The sequence below is a fragment of the Pacificimonas pallii genome, from assembly GCF_019204005.1.
GTDB lineage: Bacteria > Pseudomonadota > Alphaproteobacteria > Sphingomonadales > Sphingomonadaceae > Pacificimonas > Pacificimonas pallii.
The window spans coordinates 529082-545329 of the sequence record NZ_JAGSPA010000002.1 but is presented as its reverse complement, the minus strand read 5'-3'; the positions used below and the strand labels follow the sequence as shown (position 1 = coordinate 545329).

The window sequence follows — 16248 nt, the reverse complement described above, 5'->3', positions numbered from 1 at the left end:
ACCTGTTTCCGCATCGTGCGTCCCTCGACTGCGCTCGGGATGCTAGAGATGGTGGCTGGTTAGCCACCGAAACCTGTCGCGCCCCTAACGATAGGCCGCATCCGCCGCAAGATTCGCAGCCAGCGCCGGTTCCCAGCGCTCGCCATTCTCCAGCAGTTTGTGCTTGTCGTAGATCAGTTCTTCGCGCGTTTCCGTGGAATATTCGAAGTTCGGCCCCTCGACGATCGCGTCGACCGGACACGCCTCCTGACAGAAACCGCAGAAAATGCACTTCGTCATATCAATGTCGTAGCGTGTCGTCCGGCGCGAGCCATCTTCGCGCGGTTCCGCTTCGATGGTGATTGCTTGCGCAGGACAGACCGCCTCGCACAGCTTGCACGCAATGCAGCGCTCCTCGCCGTTCGGGTAGCGGCGCAGGGCATGTTCGCCCCGGAAGCGCGGTGACTGCGGGCCCTTCTCATAGGGGTAGTTCAGCGTCGCCTTCGGCCTGAACATATATTTCAGCGTCAACCCCATGCCCTTAACAAATTCGAGAAGGAGGAGTGACTTGGCGGCTTGTGCGAAACTCATGCGAACTTATCCGTAAAGAACATTAGATATCCCGATACCACGACCACCCAGAACAGGCTGAGGGGCAGGAAGACTTTCCAGCCCAGGCGCATCAGCTGGTCGTAGCGGAAACGCGGGACGGTGGCGAAGACCCAGGCGAACAGGAAGAACAGGAAGCAGATCTTCAGGATCAGCCAGATCGCGCCGGGGATCACATAGAGCGGTGCCCAGTCGAAGGGCGGCAGCCAGCCGCCGAGGAACAATACACTCATCAGCGCGCACATCAGCAGGATGGCGGCATATTCGCCGAGCCAGAACAGCGCGAACGCCATTGAGCTGTATTCGGTCTGGTACCCGGCAACGAGTTCCGCCTCCGCCTCGGGAAGGTCGAAGGGCGGGCGGTTCGTCTCCGCCAGTGCGGAGATGAAGAACATGATGAACATCGGGAACAGCAGCGGGTTGAACATGTGCATGTTGATGATGCCCAGAATGGTGCCCTTCTGGCTCAGCACGATGTCGTTCAGGTTGAATGACGACGCCCAAAGGACGACGGTGATGATGATGAAGCCGATGGAGACTTCATAAGACACCATCTGAGCCGCCGAACGCAAACCGCCGAGAAACGGGTATTTACTGTTCGATGCCCACCCTGACATGATGATGCCGTACACGCCCAGCGACGAGACCGCAAAGATATAGAGGATGCCGACATTGATGTCGGCCAGCACCATTTCCGCACTAAACGGAATGACCGCCCAGCCAAGCAGCGCCACGGTAAACATGATGATCGGCGCGAGGAGAAAGACACCCTTGTTCGCGCCCGCGGGAATGATGGTTTCCTTCAGGAACACCTTCAGTCCATCGGCGAAACTCTGCAGCAGGCCCCACGGCCCGACGACGTTCGGACCGCGCCGCATCTGCGCGGCCGCCCAGATCTTGCGGTCGGCGTAAACGGCATAGGCCACACCGATCAGCAGCGGCAGTACGATCGCGAGGATCAGGATCACATAGGCCGCGACATAACCGACATAAGGCCCAAGGAACGAGTTCTGAAATGCCTCGACCATTATTCCGCAGCCTCCTGCAGCGCGTCGCCATCGCCAAGAATGACAGCCGCACAGTCCTGCATCACTTCGGACGCGCGCGCGACCGGGTTCGTCATGTAGAAATTCCCGACCGAATAGCTGAACGGCGCATCGCCGATCTTGCCGTCACTCGTGATCTTCACATCCCGGGAGGGTGTCGCCGGCAGATCCACATCCGCCAGATGCGCCCACTCGCCTGCGATACGGGCCCGCAAGGCGTCATGGTCGTTATAAGGCAGTGCCTTGCCCAGCATATCGGACAGCGCCCGCAGGATCGCCCAGTCCTCCCGCGCGTCACCTGGCGGGAATACCGCGCGGCCGGATCGCTGCACGCGTCCTTCCATGTTCACATAGGTGCCGGACTTCTCGGCAAAACTTGCCGAGGGAAGAATGACGTCCGCCACGTGCGCGCCCTGGTCGCCGTGATGTCCGATATAGACCTTGAACACGCCCGGAAGCGGTCCCGTGTCGATCTCGTCCGCGCCGTGTAGGAACAGCGCCTTCAGCGCGCCATTCTCGGCATCGGACAGGATGGCATCGACGCCGCCCTCTGCCGTGAAGCCAATATCCAGGCCGCCCACACGGGCGGCGGCATCATGTAGAACGCCAAATCCAGCCCAGTCGTCGCGAAACGCACCCGAACGCGCGGCAAGGCCGTGCGCCTTGGCCAGGATCGCGCCGCCATCGGCGCGGGCAAGCGCCCCTGCCCCGACGATGATCGCGGGACGTTCAGCGGCGGATAGCGCTTCTGACAGTTCCTTTGGTACGCGTCCCAGTTTTGCGGGCGTATCGCCAAGCCATTCCACCGCATAGGTCAGGTCGACTTCCGGCCCAATGGCAAACACCCTGGCACCGCCCTTCCGGACCGCCTTGCGAATCCGCGTGTTCACGAGTGGCGCTTCCCAGCGCGGATTGGCGCCGATCAGCAGGATAACGTCTGCTGTTTCAAGCGGCGCAATGCCAGTGTTAAACAGGTAGCTGCCACGGTCGGCGGAAAATTCGCCGCCAATCTGTGCGCCGTCCTGACGGCATTCATGCCGCGATGAACCAAGCGTGCCGAGCAGATCCTTCATGGCGACCATGCTTTCAACGTCCAGCAGATCACCGGCGATCGCGGCAATCTGATCGCCGGACGCGCCCGCCAGACCGGCCTTGATCGCGCCAAACGCCTCATTCCAGCTGGCTTTCTGGAGACGGCCGTCCTTGCGTACCCAAGGCGTATCGAGGCGGCGCTTCATCAGGCCGAGCGGGCCGTAACGTGCCTTGTCGCTGATCCATTCCTCGTTCACATCGTCATTCACGCGCGGCAGCACGCGCAGAATCTGCGGTCCGCGCGCATCGTAGCGCACGTTCGCGCCGACGGCGTCCATGACATCGATGCCATTCGTCTTGACGAGCTCCCAAGGCCGCGCCTCGAAGGCGTAAGGCTTGGAGGTCAGCGCGCCGACCGGACACAGGTCGATGACATTACCGGAGAGTTCCGACGTCGCCGCCTTTTCCAGATAGGTCGTGATCTGCATATTCTCGCCGCGGCCGATCGCGCCGATTTCCTCAACGCCCGCGACTTCCTCGGCGAAACGTACGCAGCGCGTGCAGTGAATGCAGCGGGTCATCACCGTTTTGATGATGGGCCCCATATATTTCTCGGTAACCGCGCGCTTATTCTCCTGATAGCGCGAGCGCCCACGCCCGTAGTTCAGCGCCTGATCCTGCAGGTCGCATTCCCCGCCCTGATCGCAGATCGGACAGTCCAGCGGATGGTTGATGAGGAGGAATTCCATCACCCCTTCGCGTGCTTTCTTCGTCATCGGCGACGCGGTCAGCACCTCCTGCCCATCGGCGGCTGGCAGCGCGCATGACGCCTGCGGCTTTGGCGGCCCGGGCTTCACTTCGACCAGGCACATGCGGCAATTGCCCGCGATCGACAGCCGCTCATGATAGCAGAACCGCGGAATTTCCTTCCCGGCAATCTCGCAAGCCTGCAGGACAGTCGCGCCGGCGGGGACCTCGACCTCAATACCGTCTACGGTGAGTTTAGGCATTAGTCGTTCTTCTCGGATGGAGTACGGATCACAAGGCCTTCAGAGGTCTTCTCAACTATAAAGTCTTCGGGAGTGCCGGGTCGCCAGCCTCTATCGTCGACGGTAATGAGCAGCCGCCCTTCTGGAAAGTCAGGCACGGCTCCGCCAGGAAAGCTCTCTTCGATATCGTCGAATAAATCCCACATTAGTTTACGATCGCGAATAACCTGACCGTAAAGTGTTTTCACGGCGGCAGATTTCGGCGGATAACTCAACGGTATGCTCTCGTTTTTGAACTCTTCCGGCAACGCTTGAAACGTCATTAGCCTCATTGCGATCTCACGAATATCAGGACGTAGATCGTGCCTGATCGCAAACCATGGCATGAGAGACTTGATGATGTCCGGTCTGGGAGCCTGCAAGCGGCTAAGATCGCGCACGACCTCCCGGTCTTCGAACTCATAAATAATCTGATCCAGGAAATCTCTTGCTAGTTTCGTATCTTCTGCGAAATTAGGCTGCTCGCTGCTTTTTTCGAAAGCGTTTCCTGCGTCAGCCGCGAATGCGAGTAATAATGCGGAGAAGCCATAAATGACCCCGCGTAAGCCAGAAACGTAGAAAGGCAGCGCGCTCATTCCGCCGCCTCCATCATGGGCTGCGCGGTGCCGCGATAGTCGCGGATGCGGCGTTCGAGTTCGGGGCGGAAGTGGCGGATCAGGCCCTGGATCGGCCATGCGGCGGCGTCGCCAAGGGCGCAGATGGTGTGGCCTTCGACTTCCCTCGTGACATCGTGAAGGATATCGATCTCCTCAAGGTCCGCTTCGCCCGTCACCAAGCGTTCCATGACGCGCCACATCCAGCCTGTGCCCTCGCGGCACGGCGTACACTGGCCGCAGCTTTCGTGCTTGTAGAAATAGCTGATCCGGCTGATCGCGCGGACGATGTCGGTGGACTTGTCCATAACGATGACAGCGGCGGTGCCAAGGCCGGAGCCAAGCTCGCGCAGGCCGTCAAAGTCCATGGGGCAGTCCATGATCTCGGCCGCCGGAACCAGCGGCACGGATGAACCGCCCGGGATCACGGCCAGCAGATTGTCCCACCCACCGGTTATGCCGCCGCAGTGCTTTTCAATGAGGTCGCGGAACGGGATCGACATGGCTTCCTCGACCACGCAGGGGTTCTGCACATGACCGGAAATCTGGAACAGCTTCGTGCCCTTGTTATTCTCGCGTCCAAAGCCTGCGAACCAGGCGGCGCCGCGCCGCAGGATCGTCGGAACGACGGCGATGCTTTCAACATTGTTCACGGTCGTCGGCATACCGTAAAGACCCGCGCCGGCTGGGAAAGGCGGCTTCAGGCGCGGCTGGCCTTTCTTCCCCTCCAGACTTTCGATCATCGCGGTTTCCTCACCGCAGATATATGCCCCTGCCCCGCGGTGCAGATAAACGTCATAATCGAACCCCGACTTGCAGGCGTTCTTGCCAATCAGGCCAGCGTCATAGGCCTCATCTATCGCCTTTTGCAGCGCCTCGGCCTCGCGAATATATTCGCCGCGAATATAGATATAGGCCGCCTTGGCGCGCATCGCGAAGCCCGCGACCAGCGCACCTTCGATCAGCTTGTGCGGGTCGTGCCGCAGGATTTCGCGGTCCTTGCACGATCCCGGCTCGGACTCGTCGGCGTTGATGACGAGGTATGACGGACGCTCCGCCGTTGGCGCCTTCGGCATGAAGGACCATTTGACGCCGGTCGGGAAACCCGCCCCGCCGCGTCCGCGCAGGCCGGATTCCTTCACCTGGTCGATGATCGCGTCCTGCCCCATCGCCAGCAGTTTCTTCGTGCCATCCCAGTCGCCGCGCGTCTGCGCCGCCTTCAGGCCCGCGGACTGAAAGCCGTAAAGGTTTGTGAAGATGCGGTCCTTGTCGTCAAGGAAAGTCATGCCGCAAACTCCTTCAGCGACGTCAGGCCGCCCGCCGGTTCCGACGAGTGCCGTCCATCCTGCGGACCAGGCGTTGGCTGCTCACCCGCGGCAAGCGCATCGATGATCTTTGCCGTGCTGTCCGCGTCCAGGCATTCATAATTGTCGTCATTGATCTGGAGCATCGGTGCCGTCGCGCAATTGCCCATACATTCGACCTCGGTCAGCGTAAACATGCCGTCCGGCGTCGTCATACCCTTTCTGATGCCCTTGTCGTTCAGCATCTTCATGACATCGTCCGACCCGCGCAGCATGCAGGGCGTCGTGCCGCAGAGCTGGACGTGGAATTTCCCGACCGGGTTCAGATTATACATCGTGTAGAAAGTGACGACCTCGTAAACGCGCATATATGGCATGGCGAGTTCCTTGGCGACGAACTCGATCACCGGAATGGGCAGCCAGCCCTGCGTCCCCGTCTGCGCTCCGACCTGACGCTGCGCAAGGTCGAGAAGCGGCATCACGGCCGACGCCTGACGCCCCTCGGGGTATTTTGCGATATGCTTGGCCGCCAGCTTGGCATTCTCTTGCGTCCAGGCGAAGCCATCGAACGCGTGATGATCCGGCCTTGCCGGCGCTTCCGCCTTGGCATGGTCAACGCTGGAATAGGTGGCGGCGGTCATTGCGTCAGGTCTTTCAGGAATACGGATTCAATACAGTCCAGAACATGTTCCGCACCATGCGCGGAGTCGTCATCTGCCTTGGTGCGCACGGTCCACTCGGTCTCTAGCGGCGACGCGCCGCCGCCGATAGGGCGCGAGGTCACCGAAATCCGGTGCGCCTTCGCATCGAAAGCGGATATGTCGGTCAGGACACCGGCGCGTTCTCCGAGCCGCGCGTTCACGTCACGCTGGAACGCCCGCCAATCACGCGCATCCGAGAGGCCGCCAATGGAAAAGCCTTCACATGTAGGCAGATCTTCGATCAGCCCGTTTCTGCCGATTGCCGACATCAGTCCGATCGGCGCGCGATAGGCATGCGGGATATCCTGTGTGGATATGCCCTGGTCGACATAGGGCGATGGCGCATCCGGCTCGCGCCAGCCATCACACCCCGAAGCAAAAAAAGCACACATGGTCATGACTAACGGTCGCATTCGCCAAACACGATGTCGAGACTGCCCAGGATTGCAGGGGCATCGGCCAGCATGTGGCCTCTGCACAGGAATTCCATCGCCTGCAGGTGCGAGAAGGCGGTCGGCTTGATCTTGCAGCGATACGGTTTGTTGGACCCGTCGCTCACCAGATAAATGCCGAACTCGCCCTTGGGGCTTTCCGTGCCGACATAGACCTCGCCCTCGGGCACGTGAAAGCCCTCGGTGTAGAGTTTGAAATGATTGATCAGCGCTTCCATCGAGCGCTTCATCTCGCCGCGCTTTGGCGGGCCGACCTTGGGATCGGCGGACATTACCGGGCCTTCGGGAAGCTCGGCAATGCACTGCTTCACGATCTTCAGGCTTTCCCTCATTTCCTGCATGCGGACCATGAAGCGGTCATAGCAGTCGCCCTGCGTGCCGACCGGCACATCGAATTCCATCCGGTCATAGACGTCATAGGGCTGCGATTTGCGCAGGTCCCAAGGCACGCCCGACGCGCGCAGGCACGGCCCGGAAAAACCGTGCGCGATGGCATCGTCCCGGCTGATCTGGCCAATACCGACGTTGCGCTGTTTGAAAATGCGGTTGCCGACAACCAGCGTCTCGAAATCCGCCAGCACCTTCGGGAAGCGGTCGGCCCAGTCGGCGATATCCGCGATCAGCGCCGGCGGGATATCCTGATGCACGCCGCCGGGACGGAAATAGGCCGCGTGAAAGCGCGCACCCGAAGCCCGCTCATAAAATTCGCAGATATGTTCGCGTTCCTCGAACAGCCACAGCATCGGTGTCATCGCGCCGACGTCCATCGCATGCGCGGTCGTGTTCATGATGTGATTGGTGATGCGGGTCAGTTCGGCGAACAGAACGCGCAGATATTGCGCGCGCAGCGGTACCTCCAGATCGAGCAGCTTCTCAATGGCGAGCACATAGCTATGCTCCATGCACATCGGCGACACGTAATCCAGGCGGTCCATATAGGGCAGCGCCTGCAAATATGTCTTATATTCGATCAGCTTTTCAGTGCCGCGGTGCAGCAGGCCGATATGCGGATCGACACGCTCGATAATCTCGCCGTCCATCTCCATGATCAGGCGCAGCACGCCGTGCGCGGCAGGGTGCTGCGGTCCGAAGTTCATGGAATAATTCTGGATTTCAACGTCACGGTCGCCGTGCTGGTCAGCAACCTCGTCAACGCCTGTCGCGATCGAATCCTCCCGGTCCTTCAGGTCCGTCTCGCTCATGCGGGGTCTCCTTCGGCCTTTTCATCGCCGGGCAGATTGTAGGCCGGGCCTTCCCACGGGCTTTCGAAGTCGAACGTCCGGAAATCCTGTTGCAGCTTCACGGGTTCATAGACCACGCGCTTCTGCTCTTCCGACCAGCGCAGTTCGGTATAGCCGGTCAGCGGGAAATCCTTGCGGAACGGATGACCCGAAAACCCATAGTCGGTCAGAATGCGGCGATGGTCGGGATGACCGTCGAACATCACGCCGTACATGTCCCAGACTTCACGCTCCAGCCAGTCCGCGACCGGCCAGATATCGGTAATGGAACGCAGCGGCGTCGCTTCATCTGTCGACACCTTCACGCGGATACGTCGATTCAAAGTCAGTGAGAGCAGGTGGTAGTTCACCTCGAACCGCTCGGGCCGCTCGGGATAATCGCACCCGGCGATTTCGACCAGCTGCTGAAAGCCGTGATCGTCGCGCAGCGACAGAAGTGTCGCGTGCAGGTCGTCCCGCGCGACCAGCAATGTCGTCTCGCCGCGATGCTCTATCATCTCGGTAGCGGCAAAAGCGGACGCGACGTCTTTCGCGCTTTTCATGGTGGGGGCAGGATGGGTCACCGTTCGAACGTCCCCACCCGGCGGATTTTCCGCTGCAGTGCCATGATGCCATAAAGCAGCGCTTCGGCACTTGGCGGACAGCCGGGGATATAAATGTCCACAGGCACGATGCGGTCGCAGCCGCGCACGACCGAGTAACTGTAGTGGTAATAGCCGCCGCCATTGGCGCAGCTGCCCATGGAAATCACGTAGCGCGGCTCCGGCATCTGGTCGTACAGGCGGCGCAGCGCCGGTGCCATCTTGTTGCAAAGCGTACCCGCGACGATCATCACGTCCGACTGGCGCGGACTGGCGCGGGGCGCCGCGCCGAAGCGCTCCATGTCGTAACGCGGCATGTTGGTGTGCATCATTTCCACACCGCAGCATGCGAGGCCGAAGGTCATCCACCATAGCGAGCCCGTGCGCGCCCAGTTGAACAGGTCCTCCGTCGTCGTGGTCAGGAAGCCCTTATTGTCGAGTTCCGTATTCACATCCTGCAGGAAACCGTCCTTGGCGACGGCGCCTTCCTCGGGAATGCGGATGGCGGGGGCGTCTACTCCCATTCCAGGGCGCCTTTCTTCCATTCATAGATGAAACCGATGGTCAGGATGCCCAGAAAGATCATCATCGAGGTCCAGCCAAACACACCCGTCGCGCCCAGGGACACAGCCCAGGGGAACAGGAATGCAACCTCCAGGTCGAAAATGATGAACAGGATCGCCACCAGGTAGAAACGTACATCGAACTGACGGCGGGCATCCTCGAACGCGGGAAAACCGCATTCATATTCCGCGAGTTTGGCGTCATAAGGCTGGTTGGTCCCGGTCAGATTCGACACCAGCACGGGCAAACCGACGAAAACACAACTCAGCGCCACTGCAATACCGAGAAAAATAAGGATTGGCAGATACTCTGCCGCGACCGATGACATGGCTACGCCTTCAGATATGTAACTTTGCGCCGCTTCTAGGAGGGGCGGCGCGAGGGTGCAAGGACGGGAATGCCACAGGGAAGCGATGTCGCCATCTTCTGCCTGTCACCGTCCGTCCGCCGCGGCCGACTTGCGATCTGGTCGCAGGCCGCTTATCCTTTTATCTGACTGGCTCTGCTTCCTAAGATAACGGGGTCTATCTATCTGATATAACGGGGAATGTGAAATATGAAGACGACATTCATCGCCGCTATCATGGCGGCCGCGGCCACGGGATCGGCCAGCGCCCAGAATCTGACGGCCAATCCCGATGCGATCGCAGCGGTCATGCAGGACGCAGGTTACCGCGCAACCCCCGGGACGGACGATGTTGGCGATCCAAAGATCAGCAGCGCCGCGGGCGGGGTGAACTTCGACGTGCTGTTTTACGGTTGCGATGGCAAGAACTGTAAGACCGTGCAGTTCGTCGCGGGCTGGTCCACCGACGACATTTTTTCGCTTCAGGCCGCAAATGACTGGAACAAGGAAAACCGCTTCGGCAGTGTTTATGTCGACGAAGAGGGCGATCCCATCATCAAGATGGATGTCAATCTGGAGGATGGCGGCATGTCAGCGGCGCTGTTTCAGGACAATCTGGAATATTGGGAAAGCGTCGTCGGCGGCTTTTACCGGGATATGGTCGCGAGATAGGGTATCGAAGCCGGACGCCTCTCTTCAACGACCGTCATTCCGGTCTACGCCGGACGCGTTACCTGCGAAGCCCGCCTGCGACCATCTTGTGCAGTTTCGAGTGCAGCCCACCATTGGCGGCGATGATTTCGCCGTCCATCACCTTCGCCTCACTGCCGCGATAATCGGTGACGAAGCCGCCCGCTTCGCGCACCAGCAGCACACCGGCGGCGACGTCCCATATGCTGAGGTTCGTTTCCCAATAGCCCTCGAAGCGCCCTGCCGCGACCCATGCGAGATCGAGCGCCGCACTGCCGAAACGCCGAATTCCGGCCACTTCGGGAGCAATGGTGGTAAGTTGGCGGTTCCAGCTGTCCAGGTCGCCATGTCCGCGATACGGCACGCCGGTCGCGATGATTGAGTCGCCAAGATCGCGCCGCGATGACACACGCAGGCGCCGGTTATGCAGGAATGAACCCTTGCCGCGCTCGGCCCAGAAAAACTCGTCGGTCAGCGGCTGATAGACGCAGCCCGCGACCACCTCACCGCGAATTTCCGCGGCGATGCTGATGGCAAAATGCGGGATCGAGTGGATGAAGTTGCTGGTGCCGTCAATGGGATCGATGATCCAGCGCGGTTCGCCCTCTTTTCCTTCGATGACGCCGCGCTCTTCCATCAAAAAGCCCCACTCGGGACGGGACTGGGAAAGAACGTCGTGAATGATTTCCTCGACTTCGCGGTCGGTATTCGACACGAAGTCTGACGGCCCCTTGCGGCTGACCTGTAGCTGGGAGACCTCGCCAAAATCGCGGCGGATCTTCGGCGCAGCCTTGCGTGCCGCCTTGTCCATGACGGTAATGAGAGCCGGGCGTGCGGGCATGTCGCTACTGAGCCTGTTCCGTAGCGTCGAAGCCGCACATCAACGCGAGCAGCTGCATGGAACGGTCGGCATCGTCGGCCGGAATGTTCCGCTTGACCTTCTCCGCCTCAAGGTCGACCGAAAGCTCCCCCAGCGGGTTTTCGTAGAGGCAGCCGAAGATCGTGTTCTTCACTTCAACCGACACTTCGGGCGACCGCAGCAGCGCCGCGATAAAGCCGAAGGTGCGCGAGGCGCCGGCCAGTTCGTCCGGCGTTGGCGGATCCGCCGCCAGCGCAGCGGCGGCAGCGGCCTGCTCTTCAGGCGTCGCGACAACACTCGTACCGTCCTCGGCATCCTGATTGCCGCCGCAGGCGGATAGCGACAGAAACGAAACGGCGGCAGCGGCGAGAAGTGAATTGCGGATCATCATTCGGCCCTCTTCACATATTCATTGGTGGTGGTGTCCACGATAACGCGCGTTCCGGTCGAGATATGCGGCGGCACCATGATGCGCACGCCATTGTCGAGCATGGCGGGCTTGTAGCTGGATGAGGCGGTCTGGCCTTTCACCACTGCATCGGCTTCGACGATCTCGGCCTCGACCTGTTCGGGAAGCTGCACCGACAGCGGACGATCCTCGTACATTTCCAGCATGACCTGCATGCCGTCCTGCAGATACGCCGCCTGATCACCCAGAAGGTCCGAGGGCAGCATGACCTGTTCGTAATTCTCGACATCCATGAAGGTGAGCATATCACCCTCGGCATAGAGATACTGGAAATCCTTGGTGTCCAGCCGCACCTTCTCCACCGTCTCCGACGAGCGGAAGCGATTGTTGGATTTCCGTCCATCGATCAGGTTCTTGAGCTCGACCTGCATATAGGCGCCGCCCTTGCCCGGCTGCGTATGCTGGATCTTCACGGCGCGCCACAGCCCGCCCTCGAATTCGATAATGTTGCCCGGACGAATGTCCACGCCGGAAATCTTCATGGGTGCACCTGAATGTTCTGGGAATGTCGTGCGCCCTTATCAGGCGTTCGGGGTCGCCTCAAGCACGGCGGCAAACGCGGCCATTGCGCCGGGCGGACTGTCCGCCTTCCAGACCGAACCGCTCGCGCAGATGAAGTCCGCGCCCGCCTCGACCAGTGGTTTCGCATTGTCCGGCCGGATGCCGCCAATGGCGACGCAGGCAATCTCGCTGATCGTCGTCCACCAGCCAAGGATCGACGGGTCGGGACGGTGCTGGGTTTCCTTGGTCTGGGTCTCGTAGAAGGCGCCGAAAGCGACATAGTCCGCCCCCTTCTCTCCCGCTTCGAGGGCGAGGTGGCGGCTGCCGTGGCAGGTGACACCGATCTGGGCCGCATGACCAAGACGTGCGCGCGCCTCCGCAATATCGCCGTCGCCCTGCCCCAGATGCACACCATCCGCGCCCAGCTGCTGCGCGAGATCAGCGCGGTCGTTGACGATGAAGGCGACATCATATGCCTCCAGAATCGGCCGAATGACTTCGCCCGCCCGGAGAATTTCCATGTCGCTGACATTTTTCAGGCGCAGCTGAAATGCCGCGGCGGCCCCTGCATCCAGGACGGCCTTCAGCTGCTCCGGAAAGCCCGGATCATAGCTGGACGGAGAAATCAGATAAAGCTGGCAGGGCGGACGCCCGTCTCCGCCCTTATTCTTCATCGCGCCGCCAAAGCGATCGGCGAACGCGGGGTCCAGCTCAACCTTGCCGCCCTCTGACATCACGCGCAGTTGGACGTGGACGCGTCATATATCTGGTCGATGGCCCCCGACAGCGTGCTGTCGAACGTGGCATCGTCCATGCCGTGACGCAGATCCTGCAACAGGCCGCGGCTGAAACTGGCGATCATGCCGCGATTCTTCGCAAGCTCCCGGCAGGCTTCATCCTGCGAATATCCACCGGAAAGCGCGACCACGCGGGCAACCCGCGGGTGCGCGACGAGGGAAGCGTAATGATCGGCCTTCACCGGAATGGAGAGCTTCAGCATGACGCGGCGGCCATCGGGCAGCGCATCGAGCGCCCGCGTCAGCTCGGTGAGCAGAATGTCATCGCATTCGGCGCGCGTGCCCGACTTGATGTTCACCTCCGGCTCGACGATCGGCATCAGCCCCTTGTCGATGATGCGGTTCGCAACCTCGAACTGCTGATCGACGATGGCGGCGATACCGGCCTGGTTGGCGGCGTTGATGACCGAGCGCATCTTGGTACCGAACACGCCCTTGGCCTTTGCGCGATCGAGGAGAGCCTCAAGGCCTGGATTGGGCTTCATCAGCTGGACACCATTCTCCTCATCCTCAAGCCCTTTGTCGACTTTCAGGAAGGGTACCACGCCGCGCTCCCACAGGAGCGTCGGAAGCGGTTTGCCATCCGCATCGCCGTCCATGGTTTTTTCAAAAAGGATCGCGCCCAGTACCTTCTGTCCGGAAAAAGACGGCGCGGTGACGATGCGGCTGCGCATCTGATGGATCAGGCCGAACATCTCGTCTTCGGTCGACCACGCGCTCTCATCGACGCCGTAGCCTTTCAGCGCCTTTGGCGTTGAACCGCCGCTCTGGTCCAGTGCAGCGATAAAACCGGAGCCACCGACAATCTGGGCCATCATCTTCACATCGTGCATCGAACTTCGCTCCTTGGTGTTTGCATTTGTAACTTTGGCCGGGCTGATAGCGGACTGTCTACTTGACGGCAATGCAAGGGTTCGGGCGATGCCTGCGGACCGCCTGATGAATATTCACGAAACATGTGAAGGCGATTTTTCAGGTTTTAAGGCCGTCTTTTAACGCACCGGAACCGCGTCAAACGCAACGCTAAGGCGCTCACCTTCGGAAAAAGGCGTGGTGCCGTGGTGCAGAAAACTCGGGAACAACGCGACATGTCCGATCTTCGGGTGAATTTCACTCAAGGCGGGGAGGCTAAGGCCGAGGTCTTCTGGCGGCACGCCAAGCTGCAGCACGCCTTGGCGGCGCTGGCCCAGTGCGGAAGGCAGGCAAATGTAGCAGGCGGAGCTGACAATGCCCACGGGATGCAAATGACTGACGTGGTGCCCGCCCTCTGTCAGCCGGACCGACCACCCATGCAGAATGGAAAATGGACGATCTGCATATTTCAGCAGCGGATGATCGGCGCGGGGTTCGGGCAGCGTCCGCCGATACGCCTCAAGGGCATTTGCAAGGGCGCGTTTCAGCGTCAGGATTGACGATCCAGCGCCCTCGAAAAGATCGCCACGCGTCTGCGTACCACCGCGCACGCTTTGTCCTAGAGGGGCTGCGCGCGATACATGCTTGGCTCGCAAAAGGCCCGCAAGTGCCGACAGGTCCTCGGAATCTAAATCCAGCGAGAAAAATTTGACCAGCGCATCTCTGCCAATAAGAAATTCCAGGCGGGGGTCGTCGGTCAACCGCCAGATGATCTGTGCCAAGGCCCAGATTGCAATATCCTCCCGGCGGGCACGCAGCAGATCGTCCAATATCGCGGCCGCTTTTACATAATCGCCCATACGAAGCGCGTGACGCACGAGCGCTTCGCTGATGCTATGATCCGCCTGCGGCATCTCGAATTGACGGAACAGGCGATCCGCGCGGTCAAGCTGGCCAGCCTGACTTGCATAGGACGCCACCATGAGCTGCAGGATCGGCGCGTTGAAAATCAGAAACGCATCCGAAGCGGCATCGGCCGCCTCTGCGGGATGCCCGGATTCAAGGAGGGCCGCAATATAGGCATTCCAAAGCGCGGCATTGCGGCGTTCGGCCTTCAGCGCGTCTTCGAAAAAACGGAATGCCCCAAGTCCGTGACCCGCCTCCCAATATGCGTCGGCGAGCTTTATATGACCCCGTACCCATCCCGGGTTTTGAGCGACGGCGCGCGCCAGTTCATTGACGCCGGCGGACTTTCCAGACCGGATGTCGCGTTCCGCACGCGCCAGAAGCTTGTCCGGAGCATCCGCCGCCATCGACCTTCCCTATCGCTTCAGGGCCTCGACACCGGGGAGCGGTTTGCCTTCCATCCATTCCAGGAAAGCACCGCCTGCGGTGGAAACGAAGCTGAAGTCGTCGGCCACACCCGCATGATTGAGGGCGGCGACGGTATCGCCGCCGCCTGCAACTGACGTCAGCCCGCCGTCATTGGTCAGTGCCGCCGCCGTTCGCGCCAGGGCCACGGTTGCGGTATCGAATGGTGCCAATTCAAACGCGCCAAGCGGGCCGTTCCAGACCAGCGTGCGGCAGGTTTTCAGAACATCGCCAAGCGCCTCGACGGCGGCCGGGCCGATATCAAGGATCATTTCATCCTTGGCGACTTCATGCACATTGGCTGTGCGATGTTCCGCATTCGCGGCGAATTCCCGCGCGCAGACGACGTCATAGGGCAGATGCACGGTGCAATTGGCCGCCTCCGCCGCCGACAGGATGCGAAGCGCCGTGTCGGTCAGGTCATGCTCGCAAAGGCTGGCGCCGACATCGACACCCTTCGCGGCGAGAAAGGTATTCGCCATGCCGCCGCCGATGATCAGATGATCGACCTTCTTCACCAGATTGTTGAGAACGTCGAGCTTCGTCGAGACTTTCGCGCCCCCGACAACAGCCGCCACCGGCCGTTCCGGCGTGCCGAGCGCGGCGTCCAGCGCCGACAGCTCCCGCTCCATCGCCCGGCCCGCATAAGCGGGCAGCAGTTCGGCGACACCCACGGTCGATACATGCGCGCGGTGCGCCGCGGAAAACGCGTCCGATACGAAGATATCACCAAGCGCCGCGATCTTCTTCGCCAGTTCCGGATCGTTCTTCGTCTCCCCATCGTGGAAGCGTGTGTTCTCCAGACACGCGATATCGCCCGCTTTCATCAGGCCCACCATCTGCGCCGCCGCGTCACCATAAGTCTCGGTGATGAAGATCACTTCACGGCCCAGCACCTTCTCAAGCGCACTGGAAATCGGCGACAGGCTCAGCATCGCGTCTTTACCCTTGGGCCGTCCGAAATGCGAAAGGACAAGAACCTTGGCACCCTTTTCCGACAATTCCGTCAGCGTCGGGATGGCCGAACGCAGGCGCGTCACATCGCCAATGTCGCCGTCGCGTACCGGCACATTCAGGTCACAGCGTACCAGCGCGACCTTGCCGGTCAGATCGTCGAGATCGTCGAGAGTCCTGAAATCAGGCATATAGTCTCCAATTCCCTTCCGCAGGAGAGGGGCAAGATGTCAACGCTGGCGCACGCTGACGACCACC

General features: G+C 60.7%; 18 protein-coding genes and 1 pseudogene. 1 reads left to right on the top strand and 18 read right to left on the bottom strand.

Annotation, left to right across the window (positions count from 1 at the left end; all coding sequences use genetic code 11):
* Positions 1-84: 84 nt before the first annotated feature.
* The 11 genes and pseudogenes from nuoI to KCG44_RS07705 form a co-directional block, all read right to left on the bottom strand.
* The gene (gene nuoI / locus KCG44_RS07755; protein ID WP_218445362.1) at positions 85-570 is read right to left on the bottom strand and encodes an NADH-quinone oxidoreductase subunit NuoI; all 486 of its coding nucleotides are present in this window, start codon (positions 568-570) and stop codon (positions 85-87) included.
* Positions 567-1616, bottom strand: coding sequence for an NADH-quinone oxidoreductase subunit NuoH (nuoH, locus tag KCG44_RS07750; protein ID WP_218445361.1), 1050 nt, complete (start codon positions 1614-1616; stop codon positions 567-569). The genes nuoI and nuoH overlap by 4 nt, the downstream gene beginning before the upstream one ends.
* Positions 1616-3676, bottom strand: coding sequence for an NADH-quinone oxidoreductase subunit NuoG (nuoG, locus tag KCG44_RS07745; RefSeq protein WP_218445360.1), 2061 nt, complete (start codon positions 3674-3676; stop codon positions 1616-1618). Before nuoG ends, nuoH begins: the two co-directional genes overlap by 1 nt.
* Entirely contained in the window at positions 3676-4290 is a 615-nt protein-coding gene (locus KCG44_RS07740) for a hypothetical protein (protein ID WP_218445359.1), read from the bottom strand. The genes nuoG and KCG44_RS07740 overlap by 1 nt, the downstream gene beginning before the upstream one ends.
* Positions 4287-5594: an NADH-quinone oxidoreductase subunit NuoF gene (gene nuoF / locus KCG44_RS07735; protein ID WP_218445358.1), complete on the bottom strand. Its 1308-nt coding sequence runs from the start codon at positions 5592-5594 to the stop codon at positions 4287-4289. The genes KCG44_RS07740 and nuoF overlap by 4 nt, the downstream gene beginning before the upstream one ends.
* The gene (gene nuoE, locus KCG44_RS07730; protein WP_218445357.1) at positions 5591-6253 is read right to left on the bottom strand and encodes an NADH-quinone oxidoreductase subunit NuoE; all 663 of its coding nucleotides are present in this window, start codon (positions 6251-6253) and stop codon (positions 5591-5593) included. Before nuoE ends, nuoF begins: the two co-directional genes overlap by 4 nt.
* Positions 6250-6711 (bottom strand): hypothetical protein, encoded by a 462-nt coding sequence (locus KCG44_RS07725; protein ID WP_218445356.1) that lies wholly within the window; start codon positions 6709-6711, stop codon positions 6250-6252. Before KCG44_RS07725 ends, nuoE begins: the two co-directional genes overlap by 4 nt.
* Positions 6712-6713: 2 nt before the next feature.
* A complete protein-coding gene (locus tag KCG44_RS07720) occupies positions 6714-7862 on the bottom strand; it encodes an NADH-quinone oxidoreductase subunit D (protein WP_255536444.1) in 1149 nt (382 codons plus the stop codon).
* Positions 7863-7969: 107 nt separating this feature from the next.
* Positions 7970-8569 (bottom strand): annotated as a pseudogene (locus tag KCG44_RS07715) (NADH-quinone oxidoreductase subunit C); the annotation flags it as partial.
* On the bottom strand, positions 8566-9111 hold the full coding sequence (locus tag KCG44_RS07710) for a NuoB/complex I 20 kDa subunit family protein (RefSeq protein WP_218445354.1): 546 nt from the start codon (positions 9109-9111) through the stop codon (positions 8566-8568). The gene KCG44_RS07710 and the pseudogene KCG44_RS07715, both read right to left, overlap by 4 nt.
* Positions 9102-9479: an NADH-quinone oxidoreductase subunit A gene (locus KCG44_RS07705; RefSeq protein ID WP_218445353.1), complete on the bottom strand. Its 378-nt coding sequence runs from the start codon at positions 9477-9479 to the stop codon at positions 9102-9104. Before KCG44_RS07705 ends, KCG44_RS07710 begins: the two co-directional genes overlap by 10 nt.
* A gap of 228 nt (positions 9480-9707) precedes the next feature.
* Between KCG44_RS07705 and KCG44_RS07700 the strand changes: the two genes are divergently transcribed.
* On the top strand, positions 9708-10169 hold the full coding sequence (locus KCG44_RS07700; RefSeq protein ID WP_218445352.1) for a YbjN domain-containing protein: 462 nt from the start codon (positions 9708-9710) through the stop codon (positions 10167-10169).
* A gap of 58 nt (positions 10170-10227) precedes the next feature.
* On the opposite strand, the gene KCG44_RS07695 is transcribed toward KCG44_RS07700, so the two are convergent.
* The 7 genes from KCG44_RS07695 to KCG44_RS07665 form a co-directional block, all read right to left on the bottom strand.
* A complete protein-coding gene (locus KCG44_RS07695; RefSeq protein ID WP_218445351.1) occupies positions 10228-11028 on the bottom strand; it encodes an inositol monophosphatase family protein in 801 nt (266 codons plus the stop codon).
* A gap of 4 nt (positions 11029-11032) precedes the next feature.
* Complete coding sequence (locus KCG44_RS07690; protein WP_218445350.1) at positions 11033-11437, bottom strand: hypothetical protein; 405 nt, start codon at positions 11435-11437, stop codon at positions 11033-11035.
* Complete coding sequence (gene efp / locus KCG44_RS07685) at positions 11434-11997, bottom strand: elongation factor P (protein ID WP_218445349.1); 564 nt, start codon at positions 11995-11997, stop codon at positions 11434-11436. The genes KCG44_RS07690 and efp overlap by 4 nt, the downstream gene beginning before the upstream one ends.
* A gap of 39 nt (positions 11998-12036) precedes the next feature.
* Positions 12037-12750, bottom strand: a complete 714-nt coding sequence (thiE, locus tag KCG44_RS07680) for a thiamine phosphate synthase (RefSeq protein ID WP_218445348.1) — start codon at positions 12748-12750, stop codon at positions 12037-12039.
* Positions 12750-13646, bottom strand: coding sequence for a fructose bisphosphate aldolase (locus tag KCG44_RS07675; RefSeq protein ID WP_218445346.1), 897 nt, complete (start codon positions 13644-13646; stop codon positions 12750-12752). Before KCG44_RS07675 ends, thiE begins: the two co-directional genes overlap by 1 nt.
* Before the next feature lie 159 nt (positions 13647-13805).
* On the bottom strand, positions 13806-14978 hold the full coding sequence (locus KCG44_RS07670; RefSeq protein ID WP_218445345.1) for a 2OG-Fe(II) oxygenase family protein: 1173 nt from the start codon (positions 14976-14978) through the stop codon (positions 13806-13808).
* Positions 14979-14987: 9 nt separating this feature from the next.
* On the bottom strand, positions 14988-16181 hold the full coding sequence (locus KCG44_RS07665) for a phosphoglycerate kinase (RefSeq protein WP_218445344.1): 1194 nt from the start codon (positions 16179-16181) through the stop codon (positions 14988-14990).
* Between the last annotated feature and the right edge of the window lie 67 nt (positions 16182-16248).

Bases quoted from the DNA above. Each gene is read 5' to 3' on its own strand.
- KCG44_RS07670 (WP_218445345.1), bottom strand. From the start codon at position 14,978: ATGGCGGCGGATGCTCCGGACAAGCTTCTGGCGCGTGCGGAACGCGAC.
- nuoI (WP_218445362.1), bottom strand. From the start codon at position 570: ATGAGTTTCGCACAAGCCGCCAAGTCACTCCTCCTTCTCGAATTTGTT.
- KCG44_RS07700 (WP_218445352.1), top strand. From the start codon at position 9,708: ATGAAGACGACATTCATCGCCGCTATCATGGCGGCCGCGGCCACGGGA.
- nuoF (WP_218445358.1), bottom strand. From the start codon at position 5,594: ATGACTTTCCTTGACGACAAGGACCGCATCTTCACAAACCTTTACGGC.
- KCG44_RS07710 (WP_218445354.1), bottom strand. From the start codon at position 9,111: ATGGGAGTAGACGCCCCCGCCATCCGCATTCCCGAGGAAGGCGCCGTC.
- KCG44_RS07675 (WP_218445346.1), bottom strand. From the start codon at position 13,646: ATGCACGATGTGAAGATGATGGCCCAGATTGTCGGTGGCTCCGGTTTT.
- thiE (WP_218445348.1), bottom strand. From the start codon at position 12,750: ATGTCAGAGGGCGGCAAGGTTGAGCTGGACCCCGCGTTCGCCGATCGC.
- KCG44_RS07695 (WP_218445351.1), bottom strand. From the start codon at position 11,028: ATGCCCGCACGCCCGGCTCTCATTACCGTCATGGACAAGGCGGCACGC.
- KCG44_RS07720 (WP_255536444.1), bottom strand. From the start codon at position 7,862: ATGAACTTCGGACCGCAGCACCCTGCCGCGCACGGCGTGCTGCGCCTG.
- KCG44_RS07740 (WP_218445359.1), bottom strand. From the start codon at position 4,290: ATGAGCGCGCTGCCTTTCTACGTTTCTGGCTTACGCGGGGTCATTTAT.
- KCG44_RS07725 (WP_218445356.1), bottom strand. From the start codon at position 6,711: ATGACCATGTGTGCTTTTTTTGCTTCGGGGTGTGATGGCTGGCGCGAG.
- KCG44_RS07665 (WP_218445344.1), bottom strand. From the start codon at position 16,181: ATGCCTGATTTCAGGACTCTCGACGATCTCGACGATCTGACCGGCAAG.
- nuoE (WP_218445357.1), bottom strand. From the start codon at position 6,253: ATGACCGCCGCCACCTATTCCAGCGTTGACCATGCCAAGGCGGAAGCG.
- nuoG (WP_218445360.1), bottom strand. From the start codon at position 3,676: ATGCCTAAACTCACCGTAGACGGTATTGAGGTCGAGGTCCCCGCCGGC.
- KCG44_RS07690 (WP_218445350.1), bottom strand. From the start codon at position 11,437: ATGATGATCCGCAATTCACTTCTCGCCGCTGCCGCCGTTTCGTTTCTG.
- KCG44_RS07705 (WP_218445353.1), bottom strand. From the start codon at position 9,479: ATGTCATCGGTCGCGGCAGAGTATCTGCCAATCCTTATTTTTCTCGGT.
- nuoH (WP_218445361.1), bottom strand. From the start codon at position 1,616: ATGGTCGAGGCATTTCAGAACTCGTTCCTTGGGCCTTATGTCGGTTAT.
- efp (WP_218445349.1), bottom strand. From the start codon at position 11,997: ATGAAGATTTCCGGCGTGGACATTCGTCCGGGCAACATTATCGAATTC.